Here is a 25029-nt window from a genome sequence, read left to right as displayed (position 1 = left end):
CGTCATCTGACCCGTAATACATGGCTCATGCATTATTCTGAGTCAATCATAGACCAAAAAGGCGCCACCCTTACGGATAGCGCCTTGATGACGACACCATGCTCTCAGCTCACTCCATCGGGCTCCAGCCAGCGCTGCCATAGGGTCCGCACAACCTCGCGATGTTCATGGTAGTCATTGTCTCGCACGCGGGCGTTGCCCTTGGCCAGGGCATTGCGATGCGATACATGCCGATAGGTCAGGTAAGCGTCACGCAAGCGGCCCGCGTCGTCGGAAGGTAACCGCCCGCTCGATTCCAGGGTCTCGAGAATTCGCATGTTATCGCTGTAATCCATCAGCGCAGGCGTCTCGGCACTCATGGCCAACACGGCGTACTGGCACAGGAACTCGATGTCGACCATGCCGCCATCGTCCTGCTTGAGATCGAACAGTCCCTCCTCGCGGTCGCTCTGGCTGCTGCCCAGGTGAGTGCGCATCTTGTGGCGCATCTTGACCACCTCGCTGCGCAACGCCTCGGTATCCCGCTCGCGGCCCAGGACTTCGCGGCGAATCTCGGCGAAGCGCTCCCCCAGGCTGCGATTGCCGGCCACCACCCGGGCACGCACCAACGCCTGGTGCTCCCAGGTCCAGGCCTCGCGTCGCTGATAATCGGCAAACGCATCCAGAGACGCCACCAGCAGTCCCGAATTGCCCGACGGGCGCAGACGCATGTCGACCTCGTAAAGTGCCCCTGACGGAGTGACGGCGGTCAGCAGATGAATGATGCGCTGGCCCAGGCGAGTGAAGAAAACGGCGTTGTCGATAGCGCGCTTCCCGTCCGTGCTGCCCTGCGGTGCGCCTTCATGCAGGAATACCAGGTCGAGGTCCGAGCCGTAGCCGAGTTCGATGCCACCCAGCTTGCCGTAGCCGACGATCAGGAAGTTAGGTTCAGTCGGTCGCGAGCCGTCCTTCGCCATGGGCAGGCCGTGCTTGCGCGTCAGGTGGCGCCACGCCATGGTCAGCACCTGTTCCAGCACGACCTCGGCGATATAGGTCAGATAGTCGCTGACCTTCATTAGCGCCCGGGCGCCGGCAATGTCGGAGGCGGCGACATGCAGCACCTGAGCATGCTTGAAGATACGCAACGCCTCGAGTTGGGCCTCCTCGTCCTCCTCCGGAATGCGCGCCAGCGCCTGACGCAGTTCATCGGCCAGCCGTGCCTTATCGGCCGGCGTGTAGAGCGTCGCCGGGGTGAGCAACTCATCGAGCAGGATCGGGTGGCGGGCGATCTGATCAGCGATCCACGGGCTGGCGGCACACAGGGTCATCAGGTGGCCCAGCGCCTCCGGATTCTCGCGCAGCAGCGCCAGGTAAGCGGTACGCCGCAGCACACCCTCGATGAGCGGGAGGACACGTTCGAGCACGGTGTCAGGCGCCTCGCTCTCTGCCACGGCGGTCAGCAGCAGCGGCATGAGGGCATCCAGCCGCTCGAACCCGATGCGCTGCATGCTCTGCACCGACCGTGAATGACGTAGCGTGTGCAACCGGCGTGCTGCGACGTCGGGATCATTGAAACCGGCACTCTCGAGCAACTCGCGGTCTTCTCCCTCGGTCAGCTCGCCACGCCATAACGCACGCCACTCATCGAGAGGAATCTCGTCGTCTCCGGTGGCTTCTTGGCTCGTTTCGGGAACGTCGCTGGTTTCCTCGGGGTCGGCAATCACGGCATCGAAATGCTGGCGAATCCGCTCGCGCACCTCATCGAGCACGGCCATCAACGCCGGCCAATCGCCGTACCCCTGATGTCCCGGGCGGCTCATTGCCAGCGCCAATCGCTCGCGATCAAGATCATCCTCGGGCAGGGTCTGGGTCTGGCGATCCTCCATGGCCTGCAAGGCGTGCTCCAGATCGCGCAGGAAGACATAGCCAGGCTCAAGTTCATCAACGACATGCTGAGGCAACAGGTCGAGCGCCGGTAGTCTCTCGAGTGCCATCTTGAGCGATGTGACCTGCAGCTCGGTGTCACGGCCGCCACGGATCAGTTGGAAGGCCTGAACGACAAACTCGACCTCGCGGATGCCGCCGGGGCCGAGCTTAATATTGTCGGCAATCCCCTTGCGACGTACCTCACGGTTGATCAGCGCCTTCATTTCACGCAGCGACTCGATGGCACCGAAATCCAGATACTTGCGATAGACGAACGGACGCAGACTGGCGAGCAATTCGGCGCCCGCCTCGAGATCGCCGGCCACCGGCCGGGCCTTGAGCATGGCATAGCGCTCCCACTCACGGCCCTGATCCTGATAGTAGCTTGCCAGCATATTGAAGCTACCCACCAGCGGTCCGCCATCCCCTAGCGGACGCAGGCGCATATCGACACGGAACGCGAAACCGTCGGCGGTCACTGCATCCAGCGCGGCGATCAGCTTCTGGCCCAGCCGGGTGAAATACTCCTGATGGTCGTACTCGCGCTTGCCGCCCTGAGTGGTGCCCTTCTCGGGGAAAGCAAAGATCAGGTCGATGTCGGACGACAGATTGAGTTCACCGGCGCCCAGCTTGCCCATGCCCAGTACGATCAGGCGTTGCTCGCTGCCATCCGCACGAGGCGAAGGGCGCCCCCAGCGCGGCGCAAAGTGAGCTTCCAGCCACCCCAGGGCACCGTCGAGGCAGACCTCCGCCAGGCGCGATACGCTGGCCGCCGTGTGCCACATGGTCAGGCCGTTCGGCCGGGTCAGATCACGCCACACGATGCCCAGCATGCGCGCCCGCCGAAAACGACGCAGGGCAGCATGCATCTGTGCTTCATCCTCGGCACGGTCCAGCGCATCGCAGAGCATCTGGCGCATCGCCTCGACGTCGGGGGGGCTGTCCAGTTCGCCGTCTTCATCGAGAATCGCGAGCCAGTGCGGGTGGCGCATCAGCGTCTCGGCGGCAAATTCGGAGACCGTCACTACGCGGGCCAGCTGCTCGCGGTGCGTCTTCGACAATGCCTGCCAGGCGTCGCTGGGCGGCTCCGCCTGCTGACGCTCTGCCAGATTATCTGCCTGGGCCAGCGCCTCGCGCAGGCGTTGCTCCACCTTGCGCAGCGCCTCGTGCAGCGTATCGGGAATGTCCGTCGTGGGCAGAAAGCAATCGGGAAGCGCCATGGGCATCTCATACTGAGGAAACGAATGCCCTCAGCATAGCGAACGGGCCATGGCAGAAGAAGGGGACGCGCGCCATCGTGGCACCTCGACCAAAGTTCACCTCAGGAACCTTGCCGCTTGACGCGAAGGCCATCCATAGTAAGCCGGGTACTGGTCTGTCTTTAGCACTGTATGACAGGTTGCATTCCATTCTCCCATGCTCCGCAGGGGTCGCCACACCATGAGACTCAACAACAAGACGGCGCTGATCACCGCTGCCGGTCAAGGCATAGGGCGTGCCACGGTCGAGCGCTTTCTCGCCGAAGGCGCCCGGGTGATCGCCACTGACATCAATCCCCGTCTGCTCGAAGACCTGGAAGGCCCGGGGTGCGAGATTGCCTCGCTCGACGTCACCGATCGCCAGGCCATCGAGCGTCTGGCCGGCGAGCTGCCCGGTCTCGACATACTGTTCAACTGCGCCGGCATGGTTCCCAGCGGCACGATACTCGACTGCGACCGCGCATCATGGGAGCGCAGCCATGCCCTGAACGTGACCTCCATGTTCGACATGATCCAGGTCTTTCTGCCGGGCATGTTGCAGCGCGGTAGCGGCAGCATCATCAACATGGCGTCGCTGGCGTCCAGTATCAAGGGCGTACCCAACCGCTGCGCCTACGGCGCCACCAAGGCCGCCGTCGTCGGCTTGACCAAGTCGGTGGCCGCCGACTTCATGACTCAGGGCATCCGCTGCAACGCCATCTGTCCGGGCACCGTGGAGTCTCCGTCACTTCACGAACGGATCGAGGCCCAGGCCCGCCAGCAGGGTTGCTCGAAGGAGACGGTCTATCAGGCGTTCATCGATCGGCAGCCGATGGGCCGGCTTGGGCGACCCGACGAGATTGCCGCCCTAGCGGCCTTTCTGGCCTCTGACGAGTCGGCATTCATCACCGGTACCTGTCAGTTGATCGATGGCGGCTGGGCCAACTGACACCGAGACATCCGCCAGAACAATCATAACCAAGGAGATCCTGCACCCATGCAAACCGTGATCTGCGCCCAACCGCGCCAGATGGAACTGCACGACGTGCCCGAACCGGCCTGCGCCTCCGGCGAGGCTCTGCTGAGGATTCGCCGGATAGGCATCTGTGGTACCGATATTCATGCCTTCGGCGGCAACCAGCCCTACTTCGAATACCCACGCGTCCTGGGTCACGAACTCTCCGGCGATATCGTCTCCGTGGGCGATGGTGTCGACAGCGAACTGATTGGCCACAGCGCCTACGTGATTCCCTACCTGCATTGCGGCGAGTGCCGCGCCTGCCTTCACGGCAAGACCAACTGCTGCCAGAACTTGCAGGTCATCGGCGTGCATCGCGATGGCGGCATGGCCGACTATCTCAGCGTGCCGGTCGATCACCTGGTGACCTCCAAGCGACTCACGCCGGAGCAACTCGCGCTGGTGGAATGCCTGGCCATCGGTGCCCATGCCATCCGCCGCAGTGACATCCAGCCAGGCGAATTGGCCGTGATCGTGGGTGCCGGGCCGATCGGCATGGGTATCCTGCAGATCGCCAAGGCCCGAGGAGCCCGCACCCTGGTAGTGGACACCAACCGGGATCGCCTGGCCTTCTGTCGCGACACCTTCGGTGCAGACGACGTGCTGCATGCCATCGACGACGACCTGGAAGCCTGCATCGCGCGTCACAACCACGGCGCCCTGGCGGACATCGTGTTCGATGCGACCGGCAACCCCGCCGCCATGAACCGCGGCTTCGACCTGGCCGGGCATGGCGCGCGTTACGTACTGGTCAGCATCGTCAAGGCCGACATCACCTTCAGCGACCCTGACTTCCACAAGAAGGAGCTCACCCTGCTTGGCAGTCGCAACGCCACCCGCGAGGACTTCGAGACCGTCACCCGCCTCCTCGAAAGCGGCGATTTGCAGCCTACAGCGATGATCACCCATCGTGGCCCGCTTGCAGAGTTGCCCACCCTGATGCCGCAGTGGTGCGATCCGGCCAGCGGCGTGATCAAGGCCATGGTGGTCTGCGACGGCAACTCCGCGTGAACGAGAGCGCGTGAAAGGGAGGCAATCCATGCCCAGAGACATTCCTGCCCAGGCGTCCATCATCCAGTTCGGCACCAGCCGCTTCCTGCTGGGCCATGTTGCCGCCTTCGTCAGCGCGTCGCTGGCTGCCGGGCACAGCGACCAGCACATCCTGGTGGTTCAGACCTCCTCCCGCGAAGAGGGCAAGCGCAAGGCTCGCGCCCTGGCGACGCAACGCACCTACCCGCTGCATCTGCGTGGGCGTCGCGACGGCCGGGACATCGATGAGCGATGGACCATCGACAGCGTGGCCGACGGCCTGATCGCCGATGAGGATTGGGCGACACTGGAGCGGCATTTCGTCGAGCATGCCACCCATGTTGTCTCCAATACCGGGGATGCCGGCTACGAGACCAGTAATGACAGTTGCCTCGCAGCGGTGCCAAGCAGTTTCCCAGGCAAGCTCACCAAGCTGCTCAAGGCACGCCACGCCGCGGGTGGTGCGGGCCTGACCTTGCTGCCCTGCGAGCTGGTCAGCAACAATGCCCAGCGCCTCAGGGAATTGGTGGTCGGCCTGGCACGGCGTGACTACGCCGGTGATACGGCCTTTATCGACTGGCTCGAGGCAGAGTGCCGCTGGGCCAACACGCTGGTGGACCGGATCGTCTCGGCAGCGCTCGAGCCGGTGGGTGCCGTGGCTGAACCCTACGCCTTATGGGCCATCGAAGATCAGCCCGGCCTGACCCTGCCATGCCGACATCCCGACGTCATGCGGGTCGACGACCTGACTCCTTATGCGATGCGTAAGCTGCACCTGCTCAACCTGTCGCATACCTTTCTGGTGCATCGCTGGCGTCAGGCGGGCCTGGAAACGCAACTGGCGTTCGTTCGTGAAGCCATGGCCGAGCCGGCCCTTTTCCGTGCGCTGGAACAGGTCATCGACAGCGAGGTGATCCCCGCACTGGCAACACGCCTGGAGCGTCACACGCTGGAGCGCTATCGCGACGAGGTCTTCGAGCGCTTTTCCAATCCCTACCTCGACCATCGCCTTAGCGACATTGCCCAGAACCACGCCATGAAGTGCCAGCGACGAATCCAGCCGGTCATTGATCTGGCCGAGTCGGCCGGCATCGTCACGCCCAGTCTCATCGACGTCATGCGGGCCAGCGAAGACTACCAATAGGATCGGAGGGTGCTGCCGCCTCTTGTGGCTTGGCCAAGCTCACGCCAAGCTAACCGGTATACGAAAAGTCGGAGATCGCCGCCGGCTTTCGAGGTTTTTACCAAGGAGAGGTACATGCAGCATCTCGACCTACAGGTCATCGAACGGGCCATGCGTTGGGCCAATGCCGGCGAGACCATATGGCTGTGCACGGTGCTTGCCACCTTCGGCTCGTCACCGCGCGAACCCGGCTCGATGCTGGTAGCTTGCGCCGACGGCAGCCACGCCGGCTCGCTGTCGGGGGGCTGCGTCGAGGAGGATTTTCTCGCACGGTTACGCGACGGCACCTTTTCCCAACCCGTCGAGATCATCCGCTACGGTGACAACGGTACCGACGGCCCGCAGGTGGTACTGCCCTGTGGTGGAGTTCTCGACGTTTTGATCGAGCGGCTGGAACCCAGCGACAGCAACCTGCTGCATCTGGAAGTGCTGCACGCCACTCTGCTCGGCCGTCGGCCGCTGATCCGCCGCGTGCTGCTCGAGGACGGCCGGGCGCATTTCGTCGAGGGCGATGCCCAGGGGCCGCGCGTGGAGCGCGACGCTCAGAGCGTCAGAATACGCATCGGCCCTGCACTGCGCCTGATCATCGCCGGCATTTCGCCTGTCGCCACGGTGTGTGCCGACTTCGCTCGTACGCTGGGCTTCGAGGTTATCGTCTGCGATCCACGTGCCGAGGCCCGGGCCGGTTTCGATGTGCCTGGTGTCGAGGTACAGAACGTGATGCCGTCGCTATTCATCGCCTCGGGTGCCTGCCACGCCGCCACAGCCGTAGTGGCATTGACCCATGATCCACGCATCGACGATCTGGCCATGATCGAGGCCGTACGCACCCCGGCGTTCTACATCGGCGTGATGGGCTCGAAACGGACCTCGGAACAGCGCGCCGAGCGGCTCAAACGCTCCGGCGGGCTGAGCGATGGTGAGATCGCCCGGATTCGCATGCCGATCGGCCTGAACCTGGGTAGCAAGACCCCGGCGGAAATCGCCATGGCAGTGATGGCCGATGTGCTGCGTGTGCAGCGCGGTCGCCCCCGGGATGCGCTATGAGCGGCCAGTCCGAGCCGACTCGCGTCATTGCGCTGGTGCTCGCCGCAGGCCACTCCCGGCGCTTCGGGGCCGATAAGCGACGCATCCGGCTGGCAAACGGGCTTACGTTGCTGGAGACCACGCTTGCCCTGGCTTCGTGCTGTTTTGACGATGTCTGGGTCGTCATTCGCCAAGGCGAACGGCCGGCCGATCTGGGCATCGATGCAGCCTATACGGTCGTAAATGCGCCCGGCGACGAGATTGGCCTGGGCACAAGCCTGAGCGTGGGAGCAAGAGCACTTATCGAGGCGAAGCCCAACGCCACTGTCGTCGCCGTCATGCTCGGCGACATGCCCTGGGTTCAGCCGGCAACGTGTCAGGCACTCAAGCGTATCGCCTCTCGGAAGCGTATCGCCCGACCCCGCCACGCAGGACAACCAGGCCACCCGGTGATGTTCGGGAGCGATTTCTGGCCGGTGCTGGCCAGGTTACGTGGCGACCAGGGTGCCCGCGAAGTGCTCGGCATGCATCCCCCTGCGTTCATCGATGTCGAGGATGCCGGCATCCTGCGCGACGTCGACGTGCCCGACGATCTCTATCCACCATGAAGGCGCTGCCACAGCAATAACCCCCAGGTCAGCCCGGCCATGATCAGCGACAGCATTACCGCCGCAGAGCCAATGTCCTTGGCGCGCCCGGACAGCACATGATGCTCCGGCCCGATGCGATCGACCACGGTTTCCACCGCACTGTTGAGCAACTCGACTATCAGCACGAATGCGCAGCTGCCAACCAGTAGAATCCACTCCACTGGGGTTTCGCCGATCCACCAGGCGAAGGGCAGCAGCAAGGCACAGATGCCCAGCTCCTGGCGGAAGGCTGCCTCGTTGAGAAAAGCGGCCTTGAGCCCCTTGAAGGAATAGTGGGTCGAATGCACCAGATGGCGCCAGCCGGTATAGCTCGGTTTCATGCGAGGGTTCTCGTGATGTGCCGAAGTCGATAATGTTTTATGAAAATGCAGTGCTGTCCCAGAGGCTGCCTATCCTACACACAACCTCATGAAGGGAAATGTCACCTGCGACAACTGCCAAGGTCTAAGGACCATGGTCGCGTTGCTCGCGATGAACCGCTGAGACTAGGCTAAACCTTCATTTGTCGCACCTGTCAGGAGAACGCCATGCCCCGTGTATTGATGGTCCGTGATCAACAACCACGCTGTCGGATTGAAGAAATCGACGACGAACAGTTGCCGGATCGCGCGGTCACCGTCGATATCGAGTATTCCGACCTGAACTACAAGGATGCCATGGCGGTGACCGGCAAGGGCAAGATCGTGCGCGACTATCCGATGGTGCCGGGTATCGACTTCGCCGGCACCGTGCGCGAATCGGCCAGTGACCGCTTTGCCCCCGGTGACCGCGTGATCCTCACTGGCTGGGGCGTGGGCGAGCGCTACTGGGGTGGCTATGCCGAAACCATGCGCGTCGATGCCGACTGGCTGGTGCCCTGCCCCGACCCGCTGTCCTCTCGCGAGGCCATGCAACTGGGCACCGCCGGATTGACCGCCATGCTCAGTGTGATCCGCCTCGAGCAGGCCGGTCTGCCGGCAGGCAGCAAGGTGCTGGTCACCGGCGCGACCGGTGGCGTAGGCAGTTGGGCGGTGCAGATGCTGGCCCACCTCGACTACGAGGTCCATGCTGTTACCGGCAAGCCCGAACAGAGCCAATGGTTGAAAACCCTGGGCGCCACAGAGATCCACGAGCGTACCGAGTTCGAGTCCGACTCCCGTCCGCTGGAAAAAGGCCGCTGGGCCGGGGCAGTGGACAGCATCGGCGGCAAGACACTTGCCAACATACTCGCCCAGATGGACTATCGCGGTCGTGTCGCAGCAGTTGGCCTAGCCGGCGGCGCCGAATTGCCCACTACGGTGATGCCGTTCATCCTGCGCGGTGTCTCGCTGCTGGGCACCGACAGCGTAATGATTCCCTTCGAGCAGCGCCGGGTCGCCTGGCAGCGCCTGGCCGCCCTGCCCAATGGACTGTTCTCGAACATGCACGTCGACGAGATCGGCCTCGAACAGGTCAGCGATGCCGCCGAGGCGATGATGGCCGGCAAAACCTACGGACGCGTACTGATCGATCCGCGCAAGTGACCTTGTAGATCGTTTCAGGCAGGAAGTAGAGGCATGACCGGCGCGCCTTGGTAACTCACTCCGGCTTTGCGCTAGAATCAACGCCTTGCGCTCTTAATGGATCGGGTTCGCCGCCATGCCTCTTCGCATCGCCATCAACGGTTATGGCCGCATCGGCCAGTGTGTACTGCGCGCCCTCGTCGAGCGGCGTGCCGAGGCGGACCTGCAGGTCGTCGCAATCAATGAACTTTCCGACCTCGCCACCATTGCCTACCTGACTCGCTACGACACCACACACGGGCGTTTTCCCGGCCACGTCGATACCCGTGGCGATGAGCTGCTCATCGACGGCCAGCCCATTCGTATCCTCTCCGAGCCCGACCCCGACCACCTGCCGTGGGCCGAGCTGGATATCGATCTGGTGCTGGAATGTTCAGGCAGCTTCAAGGATCGCGTTACCGCCGAGCGCCACCTGGCCGCCGGCGCAAAGCGTCTGTTGTTCTCTCAGCCGGCCGAGGCGGATGTGGATGCGACCATTGTCGGCGGCATCAACGAAGACACACTGCAGCCCGGCATGCGGGTCATCTCCTCGGCTTCGTGCACGACCAACTGCCTGATCCCGATCCTCACTGTGCTCGACGAGGCACTGGGCATCGAGCACGGCGTGACCACCACCATCCATTCGGCAATGAATGACCAGCCGGTGATCGATGCCTACCACAGGGCCGACCTGCGCCTGACGCGCTCGGCCCTGCAATCGATCATCCCCGTCGATACCGGTCTGGCGCGCGGCATCGAACGGCTGATGCCGGCCCTGGCCGGACGCTTCGAGTGCCTGCACGTACGCGTGCCGACCATCAACGTCTCCGCCATGGACATGGCGATTTCCGTGCGTAAGCGCACCGACGCCGCCGAAGTCAATGCGCTGCTGCGCGACGCCAGCCAGACCCGCCTGGCCGGTCGGCTTGGCTACACTGAAGAGCCCATGGCCTCGGTCGACTTCAACCACGATCCCCGCTCGGGTATCGTTGACGCCACCCAGACCCGAGTGGCCGGCGGCCAACTTATAAAAATGTTGAGCTGGTTCGATAACGAGTGGGGCTTCGCCAACCGCATGCTCGACATCGCCGAGCGTCTCGCCGGATTCGAGGCCCCAAGCGAACCCGCCCTGGCCCAACAACGCTGTGAAACGTAACGCCGGTTTGCAACGAGAAGAGGAACGAGCCACATGAACGTGCGCAAGATGACCGACCTGGACCTCGCCGGAAAGCGAGTACTGATCCGCGAAGATCTGAATGTTCCGGTCAAGCAAGGACGCGTCACCAGCGATGCCCGTATCCGGGCCTGCCTGCCGACTATCCAGGCGGCGCTGGACGCCGGTGCCAAGGTACTGCTGATGAGCCACCTCGGGCGCCCCACCGAGGGCGAGCCGGCCGAAGAATTTTCTTTGGCACCGGTTGCCGATCACCTGGGTGAGCTGCTGGACAAGCCGGTGCGTCTGGTAAAGAACTACCTCGACGTCTCTCTCGACCTGATTGCCGGCGAGGTGGTGCTGCTCGAGAACGTACGCTTCAACCAGGGCGAGAAGAAGGACGACGAGGCACTGGCCCAAACCTATGCCAAGCTCTGCGATGTCTTCGTGATGGATGCCTTTGGCACCGCCCACCGCGCCCAGGCCTCGACCCACGGTGTGGCCCGCTTCGCCCCCGATGCCTGTGCCGGCCCGCTGCTGGCCAAGGAGCTCGAGGCGCTGGAGAAGGCCCTGGCGACTCCCGAGCGGCCGATGGTCGCCATCGTTGGAGGTTCCAAGGTCTCGACCAAGCTCGAGGTACTCAACGCGCTGTCCGAAAAGTGCGACCAGTTGATCGTTGGTGGCGGCATCGCCAACACCTTCATTGCCGCGGCCGGTCACAATGTCGGCAAGTCACTGTATGAAGCCGACCTGATCGATCAGGCCAAGGCGCTGATGGCCAAGGTCGAGATTCCGCTGCCCACCGACGTGGTCGTCGCCACCGAGTTCTCCGAATCCGCCGACGCCGTGATCAAGCCGGTCGATCAGGTCGAGGACAACGAGATGATCCTCGATATCGGGCCCGAGACCGCGTCGCGCCTGGGCGGCCTGCTCAAGAACGCCGGCACCATCCTGTGGAACGGCCCGGTCGGTGTGTTCGAGATAGATCAGTTCGGCAAGGGCACCGAAGCGTTGTCCAAGGCCATCGCCGAAAGCAACGGCTTCTCCATTGCCGGCGGCGGCGACACCCTGGCTGCCATCGACAAGTACGGCATCGAGGACAAGGTCTCCTACATCTCTACCGGGGGCGGTGCCTTCCTCGAGTATGTCGAGGGCAAGCAACTCCCCGCCGTGGCTGCATTGGAAGCAGCTGCGAAGTAAAATACAGGGATAGCCAACCCTACCGTCTGCCGGGCCTCCGCCCGGCAGTTCACTTCAGGAAAGACATCCTTCATGGCCCTGATCAGCCTGCGTCAATTGCTCGACCACGCCGCCGAATACGGTTACGGCGTCCCCGCCTTCAACGTCAACAACCTCGAACAGATGCGTGCCATCATGGAAGCCGCCGACAAGACCGACTCGCCGGTCATCGTCCAGGCCTCCGCCGGTGCCCGCAAATATGCCGGTGCGCCCTTCCTGCGCCATCTGATCCTCGCCGCGGTCGAAGAATTCCCGCACATTCCGGTCGTCATGCACCAGGACCACGGCACCAGCCCCGCCGTATGCCAGCGCTCCATCCAGCTCGGCTTCTCCTCGGTAATGATGGACGGCTCGCTGGGCGAGGACGGCAAGACGCCGACCAGCTACGAGTACAACGTCGACGTGACCCGCCGCGCCGTGGAAATGGCTCATGCCTGCGGTGTCTCGGTGGAAGGCGAGCTGGGCTGCCTGGGGAGCCTGGAAACCGGCATGGCTGGTGAGGAAGACGGCATCGGCGCCGAAGGCAAGCTCTCTCACGAGCAGATGCTGACCGACCCGGAAGAGGCCGCGGACTTCGTCAAGAAGACCCATGTCGACGCACTGGCTATCGCCATTGGCACCAGCCACGGCGCCTACAAGTTCACCAAGCCGCCCACCGGCGACACGCTGTCGATCTCGCGCATCAAGCAGATCCACGAGCGCATCCCCAACACCCACCTGGTCATGCACGGCTCCTCCTCGGTGCCGCAGGAGTGGCTGGAAATCATCAACGAGTTCGGTGGCAAGATTCCCGAGACCTACGGCGTGCCAGTCGAGGAGATCGTCGAGGGTATCAAGCACGGCGTGCGCAAGGTCAACATCGATACTGACCTGCGCCTGGCTTCCACCGGCGCCATCCGTCGCTTCATGGCCCATAACCCGGCCGAGTTCGACCCGCGCAAGTATCTCAAGGAATCGGTCAGCGCGATGCGCGATCTGTGTATCGCCCGCTACGAAGCCTTCGGCACCGCCGGCAACGCCAGCAAGATCAAGCCGATCAACCTGGACGCCATGTTCGAGCGCTATGTACGCGGCGAACTGGACCCGCGGGTAAACTGACTTTCCTGCGTGTCAAAAAGGCCTTTCCCTGGGAAAGGCCTTTTTTATGACTATCCTTGCGGACTCATGCATGGCTCAAGGAGGAGTCGGTGACGGGAAGCGCATGGATCATCATTGCCGCCTTTCTATGGGGCATCGGTGGTGGCTTGGCAGGCATCCTGATCGAACGCGGCTGGGATCCGCTGGTCGTGGCCTTCTATCAGGGCGCTATCGGGTTTGTCTGCCTATTCGCTTGGCTGCTGCTTCAGCCAAAACGCCGTTGGAAAGGCAGCCGCGCACTGACCGGCTGGTCGGTACTTGCAGGCCTGGGTATCGCTGCCAACTTCGCGCTGTATTTTATCGGTATCGAGCAGGCCAACGTCGCGGTGGCAGCCACCCTGATGTACACCGCGCCGATCTACGTCTATCTGGTCTCGTTCATTGCCCGGCTCGAACGCCCAACGCTGGCTAAATGGCTGTGCATCCTGCTGGTCATGGCCGGCACCGTCCTGCTGACAGGGTTACTCCGCACAGACGCATCCAGCGTGTCTCTCGCAGGTATTGCTGCCGGTATCGGCGCCGGGCTGGCCTATGCCGTGTTCATTTTCAGCTTCAAGTACGCCTCCCTGTACGGGCAACCGCATCTGGCGCTGAACATCGTCCTTTTCACGGTTGTCGTGGCGCTGTTTCCCTTCATCGATTACGGTCAATCCGCTGCTGCGGCCGTATCCAGCGATATCGGCTGGTTCCTGCTGCTCGGCCTGTTCGGTGCGGGGCTTTCGTTTCTGTTCTACCTCTACGGACTGCGCCGTACCTCGCCCACGATTGCCTCGATCATTGCCATGGTAGAACCCGCCACGGCGTCGCTGTTCGGCGTCGTGATTCTCGGGGAGGCATTGAGCCTGGCACAGGGTGCGGGCATGGCCATCATCCTGCTGACCGTGACTTACCTCAGCACATGTCAGGCATGACCCCGTCGCCGCCATTGCAACTCAGCGTGATGTGTCGAACGCCAGCAGGTTGTCGAAGGCATCGCTGAAATAGCGCTCGTAGGTGTCTTTCTCCACATAGCCGAGGTGCGGTGTGGCGACAAGGTTGGGTAGCGCCAGCATGGGGTGCTCGATCAGCGGCTCCTGCTCGAAGACATCGATTCCGGCGCGCCCTGGCCGGCCCTGGCGTAGCGCCGCTTCCAGCGCGCCGGGGGCGATAAGTTCGGCGCGGCTGGTGTTGATCAACATCGCTTGGGGCGACATTGCCGCCAGATCGTCGGCACCGACGATGCCACGTGTGTCATCGTTGAGGCGAAGATGGAGCGAAAGCACATCGGCACGTTCGAACAGCTCCCGCTGGTTGGCAGCGACCGCGAGCCCGGCGTCTCTTGCCCGGGCCTGTGATCCCTCGCGGCCCCATACCAGTACCTGCATGCCGAACGCCTGGCCGTAGCGGGCAACCAGGCTACCAATGCGCCCGAGGCCGAAGATGCCTAGCGTGCGGCCATTAAGGCCTGTCCCCAGCGTGCGTTGCCAACGTCCGGCCTTGAGATTCTCGGCTTCCTCAGGCAGATGACGCGCCGTTGCCAGTACCAGCGCCCAGGTCAGCTCCGCGGCGGCATGCGGCAGGCCAGTACCCGTGACGACCTCTACACCATGACGATCGCATGCCTGCTTGTCGATGTGTGCGGCACCGCCGCCGGTCTGGCTGATGACCTTCAGGTCGGGCAAGCGCGACAGCAACGCTTCGTCGATGCGTGTTCGCTCACGAATCAATACCAGCCCCTCGACCCCGGCCAGGCGCTCAGCCAATGCTTGCGGATCATGGCAGGTGTCGTTGAAGACGAGCACTTCGTGCCCGGCAAGACGCCCGAAAGCGTCCAATGTACGTACCGCATCCTGATAGTCGTCGAGAATAGCGATCTTCATGGTGAACCTCGCAGCGTGATTAACGGGGACAGCGGCAACGCCGGTTACCAACGACACAGTACGAGCCGGATGGTTTGCCTGCTACACTTCGGGCCCTTGCCGTTACGCAGAATGCCCGTTCAGCAGCCAAGGACATAGCATGGCTTCACCTTCCCCGTCTCTTCACTCTTCGCTAACGGTACGCCATGGAGTTTGTCTGGTGGCCATCCTCACCGTGCTGGCCTATCTGTTGCTGGGCCCGACAGAACCCACGCTGTGGAGGGCCAGTGCGATCATCGTGCTCTCCATTGGCCTGTGGGCCACCGGCTGGTTGCCACAGTGGCTGACGGCGCTGGTCTTCTTCACGCTATGCACCGTGGCGAGCGTGGCCCCGACCAGCACTATCTTCGAGGGGTTCGCCTCGGCGGCAACCTGGCTGGTGTTCTCGGGGCTGGTCATTGGCGCGGCCATCCACCACACCGGATTGGGCAACAGCCTGGCCAACCGGGTCGGACCCCGGATCTCATCTTCCTATGCTGTAGCCATCGTCGGCGTGGTCACGCTGGGGCTGATGATGGCGTTCGTCATGCCCTCGGGCATGGGGCGCATCGTGCTGATGGTACCGATTCTCATCACCCTGGCCGATCACCTGGGCTACGCGCCAGGTCGCCGGGGGCGAACCGGCATCATCCTCGGCGGCATCATGGGTACTTTTCTGCCTACTTACGCCATCCTGCCCGCCAACGTGCCCAATACCGTGCTGATGGGGGCGGCCGAAGCCGTTCTCGGCGAGCCACCGACCTATAGCGGCTACTTACTGCTGCACTTTCCTGTGCTCGGCCTGCTCAAGGCAATATTGCTGACTGGGCTGATGCTAAAGCTTTACCCCGACACGGCCCCAACGCCGCTCTCACACCCTGGCCCTGAAAGCGCCTCGCTAGGACGTCGCGAGCAGGCGCTATCGTTATTGATCGCCATTGCCGTCGTGCTGTGGTTCACGGACAGCTGGCACGGCATCTCCCCGGCCTGGGTTGGAATGCTTGCCGCCCTGGCCTGCCTGTTTCCGGGCACAGGACTGATGCCGGGCAAGCCAATGCAATCGTTGAACTTCGAGCCGTTCTTGTATGTCGCCGGTATCGTCAGCCTGGGCGCACTGGCCCACGACAGTGGCCTGGGCGACCACATCGCCGCAGGCGTGTTGTCGCTGTTGCCGCTGTCGGCGGCGCCCGACTGGCAGGTATTCGGCATGCTTTCGGGACTGGCCATGACGCTGGGCACGATGATCACGCTACCCGGCGTACCCGCCGTACTGACCCCGCTGGCCCCGGAGCTGGCCAACATCACCGGCTGGTCGGCCAACGCCGTTTACATGACTCAGGTGATCGGCTTTTCGACTGTGCTGCTGCCCTATCAGGCGCCGCCGCTGATTGTCGGCCTGCTGATGGCGAAACTGTCGCTGCGCGAGGCAGCCCGCATCTGCCTGATAATGGCAGCGGCGAGCATAGTGTTGCTATGGCCACTCGATTACTTGTGGTGGCAGCTGCTGGGACAGATTTGAATAAAAGCATCGCAGCACAACATGCTTTATTGCATTGCAGCATACAACGGGGCTATTACTATGAGACATGCTTCCTTCAGTCACGCTCTTGCGGTGATCTCATGAAAAATCTGCCTCACTTTACCAATGCCAACTTTTCGCCCCTGGCCATGTTCGATATCTGGAAAGTCGGGGTCATGTCGTTCGAACTGTGGGCAACCTCGATGGCGACGATCGCCATGCGCAACCAGCTCTGGTACACCCAGGCGCCCAACAGCGCGCACATGATCAAGGAAAACCAGCGCATGATCACCGAGAAGCTCGAAGCGGGCATGGAGGTCGGCCTGGCCCTGCAGAAGGCCATGTTCAATATGGCTTCCGGTAGTTATGCCCCCTGGTGGGTCACCAGCCGCAGCGCCCTGCTGCCTCTACATCGGCGGACCACGGCCAACTCGCGCCGGCTTTCCCGGCGCCGTTGAGCAGGCATTGCGTTCCTCTTGATCTGGATCTTGGTAGGACATGCTGGCGCTTCCTACAGTGAAGTCAGGCAACGCGTCGCCAAGGAGGCCGGCATGACATCTCAGCCCATGTACCGCAACACCTTCGCCACCCTACTGGCTGCAGGCGTGTGGATATTCTCCGCCTCCGGTCAGGCCCAGGAGAGTGCCAGCGAGGCCATGATCCGGACCGTCGAGCGGGCCCCCTATGGCGCCTACCTGACGGACCATGAAGGCATAAGCCTGTACATGTTCGATAACGATACCCGGGGTAGCCAGAGCACGTGTGTCGACGTCTGCGCCAACGCCTGGCCGCCCTACACCACGCCCCAGCCCCCCGAGGCCGATGAGAGCGTCGATGCCGGCAAGATCGGCCTCATCGAGCGCGAGGACGGTGACCAACAGGTCACCTATGCCGGTTGGCCCCTGTACTATTTCCAGGGTGACAAGCAGGCCAGTGATGCCCTGGGGCATAACGTGAAGCACCTGGGCGCCTCGTGGCACCTCGTGTCGCCTGCCGGTGAACGCATCACTCAGGGCGAACGCAGCGGCGTGTCGCCCATGGAAGTCGCCCCCAGCCGCGGCGAGGAGCCAGCCAGCCGCGGCCAGGAAGTACATGACCGCACCGAGGACGTCGAAGGCGCGGATTACGACGCCTGAGTCCAGATGCCTTCCGATGTGTCGGGTGTATTAGCGCCCGACACGCTCCCTTCCCCATCGCTTACGTTCGTCTGCTACCATTCTCGGCTTCGTTGACTTCCGTGGTGCTGCCATGTTGTTACTTCGGGGCTTTCTGCTACTCACCGGTTTCTTTCTGCTCGGCGAATCGATCGCCTTCGTTTTCGACTGGCCCGTCAGCGGCGGCGTGGTCGGCATGATCCTGATGACACTGTTTCTGATGCTGCGTGGCCGCGTCAGTGAAGATCTTGGTATGGCCAGCCAGTCATTGATCGCCTTTCTGACCATGCTGATCATGCCCGGTGTCGTGGGGATCTATTTTTTGGGTGAAGAACTCGCCGGACAATGGCTGGCCATTGCCGGCAGCCTGGTCATTGGCACGCTGCTGAGCGTGCTGACGACGCTGTGGCTGATGGCTCGTTTCATGCCCCGCGCAGACCGGGAGCCCACGCATGACTGAATTGGTCCAGCGCTGGCAAGCCCTGCCCGCTCATTTGCTCGATACGCCGCTGCCGGCGATCGCCATTACCTTGCTGGCGTTCATGCTCGGCACGCGCATGTTCCGTCTGCTCAAGCAGCCCAGCTGGTGCCCGCCGGTACTGATTGCCAGTGCCGTTGTTGCCCTGCTGCTGTGGGGGCTCGACATCGAGTTCAGTCGTTATCGGGAAGGTGCCGCCTGGCTGATGTTGCTGCTCGGTCCGGCTACAGTAGCGCTGGGAGTGCCACTCTTTCAGCAGTTTCATCATATTCGCGCCCTATGGCGCCCCGTGCTGCTCACTCTGCCGCCAGCAGCGATGCTGGCGGCAGGCTATGCCGCCGGGCTGGCCTGGGCGTTAGGCGCCTCGCGCGAGGTCATCGCCTCGCTGGCGCCCAAGTCAGTGACCGCACCAATCGCGTTGGGCATCATCGACCAGACTGGCGGCTCGGCATCGGTGCTGATGGGCGGACTGCTGGCCACCGGTGTGGCCACCACGCTGGCGGTTAGCCTGTTCGCCCCACGCCTGGGCATTCATGACGAGCGCGTGCTCGGCTTCGTGCTGGGGATCAATGGCCATGCCATCGGCACGGTGCGCGCTTTCGAGATCAGCCCGACCGCCGGCGCCTTCGCCTCGTTGGGCATGGGCCTGACCGGCATCTTTACCGCACTCTTCCTGCCATTGGCCTGGCACCTGATTGCCGGTCAGTAACCCGCCGGAGGCTCGCTGGGTTCCACGTCGTTCCGGTAGCGCGCCAGGGTGTCCACCGCCGCCTGGCGTAGCAAGATGACATCCAGCGCTACGGCAATGAAGTGGCATCCCAGCGCCGCATAACGGCGGGCATCGGCTTCGAGCGGCGCGAGGATACCGCAGGCCTTGTTCGCGGCCAGCGTCGCCTGGATGGCATGTTCGATGTGGCGCTGCACCTCGGGATGGCTTGTCTCGCCGGGATACCCCAGGGCAGCAGACAGGTCCATCGGCCCGACGAAGACCGCGTCCACACCCTCCACGGCGGCGATCGCTTCGACGTTTTCCACGCCCAGTTGCGTCTCCACCTGCACGATCAGGCATAGTTCCTCATGCGCCCGCGCCATGTAGTCGGCAACATCGCCCCAGCGCGAGGCGCGTACCAGTCCGCCTCCCACGCCACGTATGCCATGGGGGGAGTAACGCATGGCACGCACCAGGGCGTGCGCCTGTTCGGCGGTCTCGACCATCGGCACCATCAATGTCTGGGCACCGACATCAAGCAACTGCTTGATCAGGGCCGGATCGCCGTTGACGGGGCGTACCACCGGCGCGGTGGCGTAAGGCGCCACCGCCTGCAGTTGCGCGAGTATCGAGGGCACGGTATTGGGCGCGTGCTCACCGTCGATCACCATCCAGTCGTAGCCTGCCGAGGCACCTAACTCGGCGGCGTAGCCGGTACCAAAACCGGCCCAGATGCCGTATTGCGGGCCGCCACGCGCGACTGCCGCCTTGAACAGATTGGGAGGCAATTCCATGGTCTTGTTCTCGTTGATTGTATGAAAGGATACCACCTGTAGTGTGTCCGCTCTGAGTTCGAAGGGCGAGGAAATCACGCTCAACGCGACTAACGTCTAGGTTGGCATTATTGTCTCGACGCCATGCGCCACCTAGGATGGGAACGGTTCCATAACACATGGTTGCCAAATATGCCGCCGTCATCGGCCTCGGCCGCTTTCCGTTCCACCATCATTGAAGTTGCCCGCGATGCCGGCGTTTCCAAGACCAGCGTGTCACGCTATCTGGGTGGCGAGCGCCATCGCCTGTCGCCCGATATGCAGGCGCGGATTGCCACCGCCATCCAGCGGCTGGGTTATCGCCCCAACCAGATGGCGCGGGGGCTAAAGGGCGGGCGCTCGAAACTGATCGGCATGTTGGTGGCGGATATTCGCAATCCGTTCTCGGTAGATGTGCTGCATGGCGTCGAACAGGCCTGCCGGGCCCGCGGCTTCTCGCTATTGGTCTGCAACACCGACAACGACCCGGCACAGGAGCGAGACCACCTGGCCCTGCTGGCGTCGTATCGCGTCGAAGGCATCGTCATCAATGCCGCCGGGCGACCCAGCGCCGAGCTCAAGGCGCTGGCCGCCCAGGGGACACCGATCGTGCTACTCGACCGCAGCTTGGGTGATGTCGATGCCGATGTAGTCGGGCTCGACAATGCCAGCGCCATCGACCTGGCCATCGAGCATCTAGTGGAACAGGGCTATCGTCATATGCTGTTTGTCAGCGAGCCACCCCAGGGCGCCAGTTCACGTCAATTGCGCCTGGATCGCTTTCATCAGCGGCTGGCCCAGATGCCCGAATTGACGGGTGACGCAACCTGCCTGCCCATGCAGCGGGATGCCGCCGAACTACGCCAGAGGCTAGGCAGCTTTCTGGCCGGGGAGGCCCAGGCGCCGCGCGCCATCCTGTGCGCCAATGGCAATGTCACCCTGCAGGTGGCGCTTGCGCTCAACGCGTTACATGCACGCCTTGGCGAGACAGGTCTCCTGGGTATCGACGAACTCGACTGGTGCGCACTGGCCGGCCCCGGCATCACTACCCTGGCCCAGCCGACCGAGGCCATTGGCCGAGCCACGGTCGAAAGCCTCATGCAGCGCCTGGAACCCATGGGCCGCCAGGCTCCGCCGCGGCGTACCGAATATGCGGCGCGTCTGATCGCACGGGGCTCGACGCAACGTTAACGGCTGTCCGCAGATACAACGAGAGGATGTACATTGCGATGGTAGCGTTCCCACGACGTTTCCCAGACCGCCCTTCCCTCTGGGTCGCGACGTCAGCTTATGGGCACGACATGACCCACCACCATGGCCAGGCCGGCCTGCTGCCCTGGCTGGCAGAGGCTGGCGCGGATGGCGTCGAGATTCGTCGCGAGCTGCTGCCCGAAGGATTCGACGATTTTGCCGGCCTGGGTCGGGCCTGCGTCGAGCATGGCCTTGGTGTGGTCTACTCCGCTGCGGATGCGCTCTGGCAAAACGATGCCGCCAGCCATGGCACCGTCACCCGTCTGGCCGAAGCCAAGGCACTGGGCGCCATCGCCATCAAGTTCTCGCTGGGCCATTATGAACAGGGCGGTGCCGCCGCCTGGGCCAGCCTGACCCGCTGCCTGCACGAAGCAGCCCTTCCCTGCGTCATGGTCGAGAATGACCAGACACAGGACGGCGGCACGCTGGAGCCCCTGGGCGCTTTTCTCACCGACGCCGAGCGAGCCGCCTGCCCCCTCTCGATGACATTCGACATCGGCAACTGGTGCTGGACCGGCGAGGATGCCTTGCAAGCCGCCCATCGCCTGGGGCGCCATGTGCGCTACGTTCATTGCAAGGGTACGCTCACGCGACGGGGCCGGCTCAGCGCCTGCGTGCCGGACGATGCCACATTGGCCGACTGGCAGGCGCTCATGGCGACGTTTCATAACGGCGTTGCGCGTGCCATCGAGTACCCGCTGCAGGACGCTGATCCCATCGCGCTGACCCGCCGACAACTTCAGCGCCTGGCGACCCTATAGCCAGCCACTAATGACGTTTCACTTTCAGGAGCCCCCATGTCACGACAGTCCGCCCCCGAGATATTGACCTTCGGCGAAGCCATGACCCTGTTCGCCGCCGAAGAGAACGGCGACCTTGCCGAGGTCGAACGTTTTCGACGCGGCATTGCCGGTGCCGATACCAACGTCGCCATCGGCTTCGCCCGCCTGGGATTCCATGTCGGCTGGCTGAGCCGGGTCGGTGCCGACAGCTTCGGTCGTTTCATCCAGCACACACTGGAAGCCGAAGGTCTCGACTGCCGCCATCTGCAGCATGACCCCGACCACTCCACCGGGCTGGTCTTCAAGACCCGCGCCGAGCGCGGCGAGGATCCGCACGTGGAGTACGTGCGCCGTGGCAGCGCAGCCAGTTTCCTGTCGACGGCGGATGCCGCCGAGGTGGAGTTCCCCGCGGTACGCCACCTGCACGCTACCGGTATTCCACCCGCGCTATCGCCCTCGGCGCGCGAGCTGTCGGTACACATGCTCGAGCGTGCCCGCGAAGCCGGTGCCAGCATATCCTTCGACCCCAACCTGCGCCCTAGCCTATGGAAGAGCGAACAGGAGATGTGCGAGACCATCAACGACCTCGCCGCCAAAGCGGACTGGGTATTGCCCGGGCTTGCCGAAGGCCACCGCCTGACCGGGCTGGAAAGCGCCCACGACATTGCCGGCTACTACCTCGATCGTGGAGCCAAGGCGGTGATCATCAAACTCGGCCCCGAGGGCAGCTTCTACCGCAGCCATGAGGAAAGCTTCACCATCGAAGGCTTCAAGGTGGAGAAGGTCATCGATACCGTGGGAGCCGGTGACGGTTTCGCCGTGGGGGCGGTCAGCGCACTGCTCGACGGACTGTCGCCGCGCGCCGCAGTCCGTCGCGGCAACCTGATCGGCTCGCTGGCGGTTCAGGTGCCCGGTGACATGGAGGGCCTTCCCCATCGCGATACACTGACCGCGCTGGAAGCCAAGCTCCCATCGCTGGACTGAAACGATAACAACCCAGGGATTCCTGTCATGAAGAAACGCATCGTCGCCTTTCGCCGTCTCAACGAGCAACAGATTGCCCAGCTACGCGAGCAATTCCACGTCGACTATTTTCCTGCGCTCAACGGCGTCGACGACCCCGGTTTCCGCGAGGCCTTGGCCGAAGCGCACGGTCTGGTCGGCGCCAGCCTGAAGATCACCCCCGAGCTGCTCGATGAAGCGCCACACCTCGAGGCCATCGCAAGCATCTCGGTGGGCTACGACAACTACCCCGTCGACGAGCTGACGCGGCGCGGCATCCTGCTCTGCAATACCCCCGACGTACTCACTGAAACCACCGCTGACACCGGCTTCTCGCTGATCATGGCCACTGCCCGCCGAGTGGTCGATCTGGCCGAGTTCGTCAAGCGGGGCGACTGGAAGGAGAGCATCGGCGAGGCGCAGTTCGGTTGCGACGTGCACGGCAAGACGCTGGGCATGATCGGCATGGGCCGCATCGGCGCTGCCGTGGCACGGCGTGGCGCCCTGGGCTTTGGCATGAATATCCTTTATAGCTATGCCTCGCCCAAACCCGAACTCGAGGCCGAGCTCGGCGCCCGGCGCTGCGAGATGGACGAATTACTGGAGCAAGCCGACTTCGTTTGCGTGACGGTGCCGCTGACGCCGGAAACCACGCACCTTTTCGGCGCCGAGCAGTTTGCACGCATGAAGACGAGCGCCATCTTCATCAACATCGCCCGCGGCAAGGTGGTCGACGAGAGAGCCCTGATCCAAGCGCTGAAGGACGGCCAGATCCGCGGTGCCGGCCTTGATGTGTTCGAGCAAGAGCCGCTGCCCTCGGATTCCCCGCTTCCGCACATGGCGAACGTCGTGGCCCTGCCTCACATCGGCTCGGCAACCCACGAGACACGTACCGCCATGGCCCAGCGGGCCGTCGACAATATTTCCCTCGCCCTGACCGGCGAGCGCCCGATCAGTCTGGTCAACGAGCCCGCCTGGAGCGCGCGCGCACGTTAATGGCGGCAAAGATCGCCTCACACGTCCCGGCTGCGCCGTAACGGGTAACGTAGCCGGGGCGATGCTCTTTCCACCCCTCATCAAATCGATCCGAGACAGGGGGTGGGCAAGCCGGCCACACCCCACCCTGCTTCCATTGTCTTCCCTATGCCACTAAAGACGCATTGGTGAGCCAGGCTCTCTCGCCTAGATTTAGACCCATCCAAAAACGACTCGGCAGCGGAGCTCGCATGGCCAAAGACAACGATAAGCGCCAGGCCGACGCGACACGAGATGGCAGCGTGACCCTGCAGGACATCGCTGCCCATGCCGGCGTGTCCCGCTCGACGGTCTCGCTGGTGCTACGCGAGAGCCCGCTGGTGGCCGAACGCACCCGGCAAAAGGTGCAAGCGTCGATAAAGGCGCTGGGCTACGTCTACAACCGCGGGGCAGCCGCCCTGCGCGGCAGCCGCACGCAGACCTTGGGAGTGGTGGTCTACGACATCGCCAATCCGTTCTTCGGCGCCATGGTCGCCGGCATCGATGCGGTGCTGAACCGCCAGAACTACGTGTCCTTTCTGACCAACAGCGAAGACTCCCCGGCTCGGCAACAGCGCTTCCTGGAACGCATGCGCGAGCATCGCGTCGACGCCATTCTGCTATGCCCCGCCGAAGGCACTGACCCCCGCCTCATCGCGACCCTGCAGGAATGGCGCTTGCCATGTATTCAGGTTCTGCGCCATGTGGGGCAACCCCCCTTCGATTATGCCGGGACCGACTTCGAGCAGGGCGTGCGCCAAGCCGTGGATCACCTTGTCACGCTGGGTCACCGGCGTATCGCGTTCATCGGTGGCCAGGCCGAGCATTCCGCTACCCGGGCGCGCTGGCAGGGGTATTTTTCCGCCATGGCCGGACATGGCCTGGACCAGACCTGCTGCCTGCGTACCGGCCTGACCCGCCAGGCCGGCTTCGATGCCATCCAGGCCCTGATGGCCGAATCGTCGCCGCCCACGGCAGTGATCTGCCACAACGACCTGATGGCATTCGGCGCCATGCTCGGGCTCAAGCGCCTGGGCATGACGCCCGGCATCGATTGCGCAGTGGTCGGTACCGACGATGTCGAGGAAACCGCGCTCAGCGATCCATCACTGACCAGTGTCGCCACGCATCCCTACGCCGTTGGCGAAGAAGCCGCACGGCTGGCGCTTCGCCGTATTGCCAATCCCGACGGGGCGCGGGAGCAAGTCATACTGTCGCCCCGACTCCAGGTACGGGAATCCTGTGGAGCCCACCGGCCCGCTGCCTTCTCCCGTCACGCCAAGCCACTCGTCACGCAAGACTGATCTGCCATGTGCAGACAACAACAAGAGGT

The 25029-nt window shown here is 63.4% G+C and carries 24 protein-coding genes; 20 read left to right on the top strand and 4 right to left on the bottom strand.

The genetic code is table 11. From position 1 onward, the window contains the following. Window positions 1–104 precede the first annotated feature (104 nt). Complete coding sequence (gene glnE, locus F568_RS0115680; protein WP_019019703.1) at window positions 105–3125, bottom strand: bifunctional [glutamate--ammonia ligase]-adenylyl-L-tyrosine phosphorylase/[glutamate--ammonia-ligase] adenylyltransferase; 3021 nt, start codon at window positions 3123–3125, stop codon at window positions 105–107. A 220-nt stretch (window positions 3126–3345) separates the two neighbouring features. Here glnE and F568_RS0115675 point away from each other — a divergent pair, with 220 nt between their 5' ends. The 5 genes from F568_RS0115675 (at window position 3346) to F568_RS0115655 (ending at window position 8007) form a co-directional block, all read left to right on the top strand. Then, entirely contained in the window at window positions 3346–4092 is a 747-nt protein-coding gene (locus F568_RS0115675) for an SDR family oxidoreductase (protein WP_019019702.1), read from the top strand. 48 nt (window positions 4093–4140) lie between these two features. Beyond that, entirely contained in the window at window positions 4141–5172 is a 1032-nt protein-coding gene (locus F568_RS0115670; protein ID WP_019019701.1) for a zinc-binding alcohol dehydrogenase family protein, read from the top strand. Between the two features lie 28 nt (window positions 5173–5200). Continuing rightward, a complete protein-coding gene (locus tag F568_RS0115665; RefSeq protein ID WP_019019700.1) occupies window positions 5201–6334 on the top strand; it encodes a mannitol dehydrogenase family protein in 1134 nt (377 codons plus the stop codon). Between the two features lie 114 nt (window positions 6335–6448). After that, window positions 6449–7420, top strand: coding sequence for an XdhC family protein (locus F568_RS0115660; protein WP_019019699.1), 972 nt, complete (start codon window positions 6449–6451; stop codon window positions 7418–7420). Continuing rightward, on the top strand, window positions 7417–8007 hold the full coding sequence (locus tag F568_RS0115655) for a nucleotidyltransferase family protein (RefSeq protein ID WP_019019698.1): 591 nt from the start codon (window positions 7417–7419) through the stop codon (window positions 8005–8007). Before F568_RS0115660 ends, F568_RS0115655 begins: the two co-directional genes overlap by 4 nt. Here F568_RS0115655 and F568_RS0115650 read toward each other — a convergent pair. Beyond that, window positions 7995–8369 (bottom strand): diacylglycerol kinase, encoded by a 375-nt coding sequence (locus F568_RS0115650; RefSeq protein ID WP_019019697.1) that lies wholly within the window; start codon window positions 8367–8369, stop codon window positions 7995–7997. The genes F568_RS0115655 and F568_RS0115650 overlap by 13 nt on opposite strands. Before the next feature lie 207 nt (window positions 8370–8576). On the opposite strand from F568_RS0115650, the gene F568_RS0115645 reads away from it, so the two are divergent. The 5 genes from F568_RS0115645 (at window position 8577) to F568_RS0115625 (ending at window position 14009) form a co-directional block, all read left to right on the top strand. Then, on the top strand, window positions 8577–9551 hold the full coding sequence (locus F568_RS0115645; RefSeq protein WP_019019696.1) for an MDR family oxidoreductase: 975 nt from the start codon (window positions 8577–8579) through the stop codon (window positions 9549–9551). A gap of 115 nt (window positions 9552–9666) precedes the next feature. Beyond that, the gene (locus F568_RS0115640) at window positions 9667–10725 is read left to right on the top strand and encodes a type I glyceraldehyde-3-phosphate dehydrogenase (protein WP_019019695.1); all 1059 of its coding nucleotides are present in this window, start codon (window positions 9667–9669) and stop codon (window positions 10723–10725) included. A gap of 33 nt (window positions 10726–10758) precedes the next feature. Beyond that, a complete protein-coding gene (locus F568_RS0115635) occupies window positions 10759–11922 on the top strand; it encodes a phosphoglycerate kinase (protein ID WP_019019694.1) in 1164 nt (387 codons plus the stop codon). A gap of 72 nt (window positions 11923–11994) precedes the next feature. After that, entirely contained in the window at window positions 11995–13059 is a 1065-nt protein-coding gene (fba, locus tag F568_RS0115630; protein ID WP_019019693.1) for a class II fructose-bisphosphate aldolase, read from the top strand. An 89-nt stretch (window positions 13060–13148) separates the two neighbouring features. Beyond that, window positions 13149–14009: a DMT family transporter gene (locus tag F568_RS0115625; RefSeq protein ID WP_019019692.1), complete on the top strand. Its 861-nt coding sequence runs from the start codon at window positions 13149–13151 to the stop codon at window positions 14007–14009. Window positions 14010–14030: 21 nt separating this feature from the next. Here F568_RS0115625 and F568_RS0115620 read toward each other — a convergent pair whose 3' ends face one another. Next, window positions 14031–14957: a D-2-hydroxyacid dehydrogenase family protein gene (locus F568_RS0115620; RefSeq protein ID WP_019019691.1), complete on the bottom strand. Its 927-nt coding sequence runs from the start codon at window positions 14955–14957 to the stop codon at window positions 14031–14033. 139 nt (window positions 14958–15096) lie between these two features. Here F568_RS0115620 and F568_RS0115615 point away from each other — a divergent pair, with 139 nt between their 5' ends. The 5 genes from F568_RS0115615 (at window position 15097) to F568_RS0115595 (ending at window position 18835) form a co-directional block, all read left to right on the top strand. Further along, window positions 15097–16494, top strand: coding sequence for an SLC13 family permease (locus F568_RS0115615; protein ID WP_051087980.1), 1398 nt, complete (start codon window positions 15097–15099; stop codon window positions 16492–16494). 101 nt (window positions 16495–16595) lie between these two features. Beyond that, window positions 16596–16952 carry a hypothetical protein gene (locus F568_RS0115610; protein ID WP_019019689.1) on the top strand — a complete coding sequence of 119 codons (357 nt, stop codon included), beginning with the start codon at window positions 16596–16598 and terminating at the stop codon, window positions 16950–16952. 93 nt (window positions 16953–17045) lie between these two features. Next, the gene (locus F568_RS23970) at window positions 17046–17630 is read left to right on the top strand and encodes a COG4315 family predicted lipoprotein (RefSeq protein ID WP_019019688.1); all 585 of its coding nucleotides are present in this window, start codon (window positions 17046–17048) and stop codon (window positions 17628–17630) included. A 112-nt stretch (window positions 17631–17742) separates the two neighbouring features. Then, window positions 17743–18108 (top strand): CidA/LrgA family protein, encoded by a 366-nt coding sequence (locus F568_RS0115600; RefSeq protein WP_019019687.1) that lies wholly within the window; start codon window positions 17743–17745, stop codon window positions 18106–18108. After that, window positions 18101–18835 carry an LrgB family protein gene (locus tag F568_RS0115595; RefSeq protein ID WP_019019686.1) on the top strand — a complete coding sequence of 245 codons (735 nt, stop codon included), beginning with the start codon at window positions 18101–18103 and terminating at the stop codon, window positions 18833–18835. The genes F568_RS0115600 and F568_RS0115595 overlap by 8 nt, the downstream gene beginning before the upstream one ends. Here F568_RS0115595 and F568_RS0115590 read toward each other — a convergent pair. Continuing rightward, complete coding sequence (locus tag F568_RS0115590; RefSeq protein ID WP_019019685.1) at window positions 18829–19629, bottom strand: HpcH/HpaI aldolase family protein; 801 nt, start codon at window positions 19627–19629, stop codon at window positions 18829–18831. The genes F568_RS0115595 and F568_RS0115590 overlap by 7 nt on opposite strands. A gap of 171 nt (window positions 19630–19800) precedes the next feature. Between F568_RS0115590 and F568_RS0115585 the strand changes: the two genes are divergently transcribed. The 5 genes from F568_RS0115585 to F568_RS0115565 all read left to right on the top strand — a co-directional run bounded on the left by F568_RS0115585 (window position 19801) and on the right by F568_RS0115565 (window position 25000). Continuing rightward, complete coding sequence (locus F568_RS0115585) at window positions 19801–20838, top strand: LacI family DNA-binding transcriptional regulator (RefSeq protein WP_019019684.1); 1038 nt, start codon at window positions 19801–19803, stop codon at window positions 20836–20838. A gap of 110 nt (window positions 20839–20948) precedes the next feature. Beyond that, window positions 20949–21659 (top strand): sugar phosphate isomerase/epimerase family protein, encoded by a 711-nt coding sequence (locus F568_RS0115580; protein WP_229804282.1) that lies wholly within the window; start codon window positions 20949–20951, stop codon window positions 21657–21659. A gap of 36 nt (window positions 21660–21695) precedes the next feature. Beyond that, the gene (locus F568_RS0115575; RefSeq protein ID WP_019019682.1) at window positions 21696–22664 is read left to right on the top strand and encodes a sugar kinase; all 969 of its coding nucleotides are present in this window, start codon (window positions 21696–21698) and stop codon (window positions 22662–22664) included. 27 nt (window positions 22665–22691) lie between these two features. Further along, entirely contained in the window at window positions 22692–23678 is a 987-nt protein-coding gene (locus F568_RS0115570; RefSeq protein WP_019019681.1) for a 2-hydroxyacid dehydrogenase, read from the top strand. A 230-nt stretch (window positions 23679–23908) separates the two neighbouring features. Beyond that, on the top strand, window positions 23909–25000 hold the full coding sequence (locus F568_RS0115565; RefSeq protein ID WP_019019680.1) for a LacI family DNA-binding transcriptional regulator: 1092 nt from the start codon (window positions 23909–23911) through the stop codon (window positions 24998–25000). Window positions 25001–25029: the final 29 nt, after the last annotated feature.

Source organism: Modicisalibacter luteus DSM 23508 (assembly GCF_000378505.1).
Lineage (GTDB): Bacteria > Pseudomonadota > Gammaproteobacteria > Pseudomonadales > Halomonadaceae > Modicisalibacter > Modicisalibacter luteus.
This window is presented reverse-complemented; position numbering and strand designations above follow the sequence as displayed.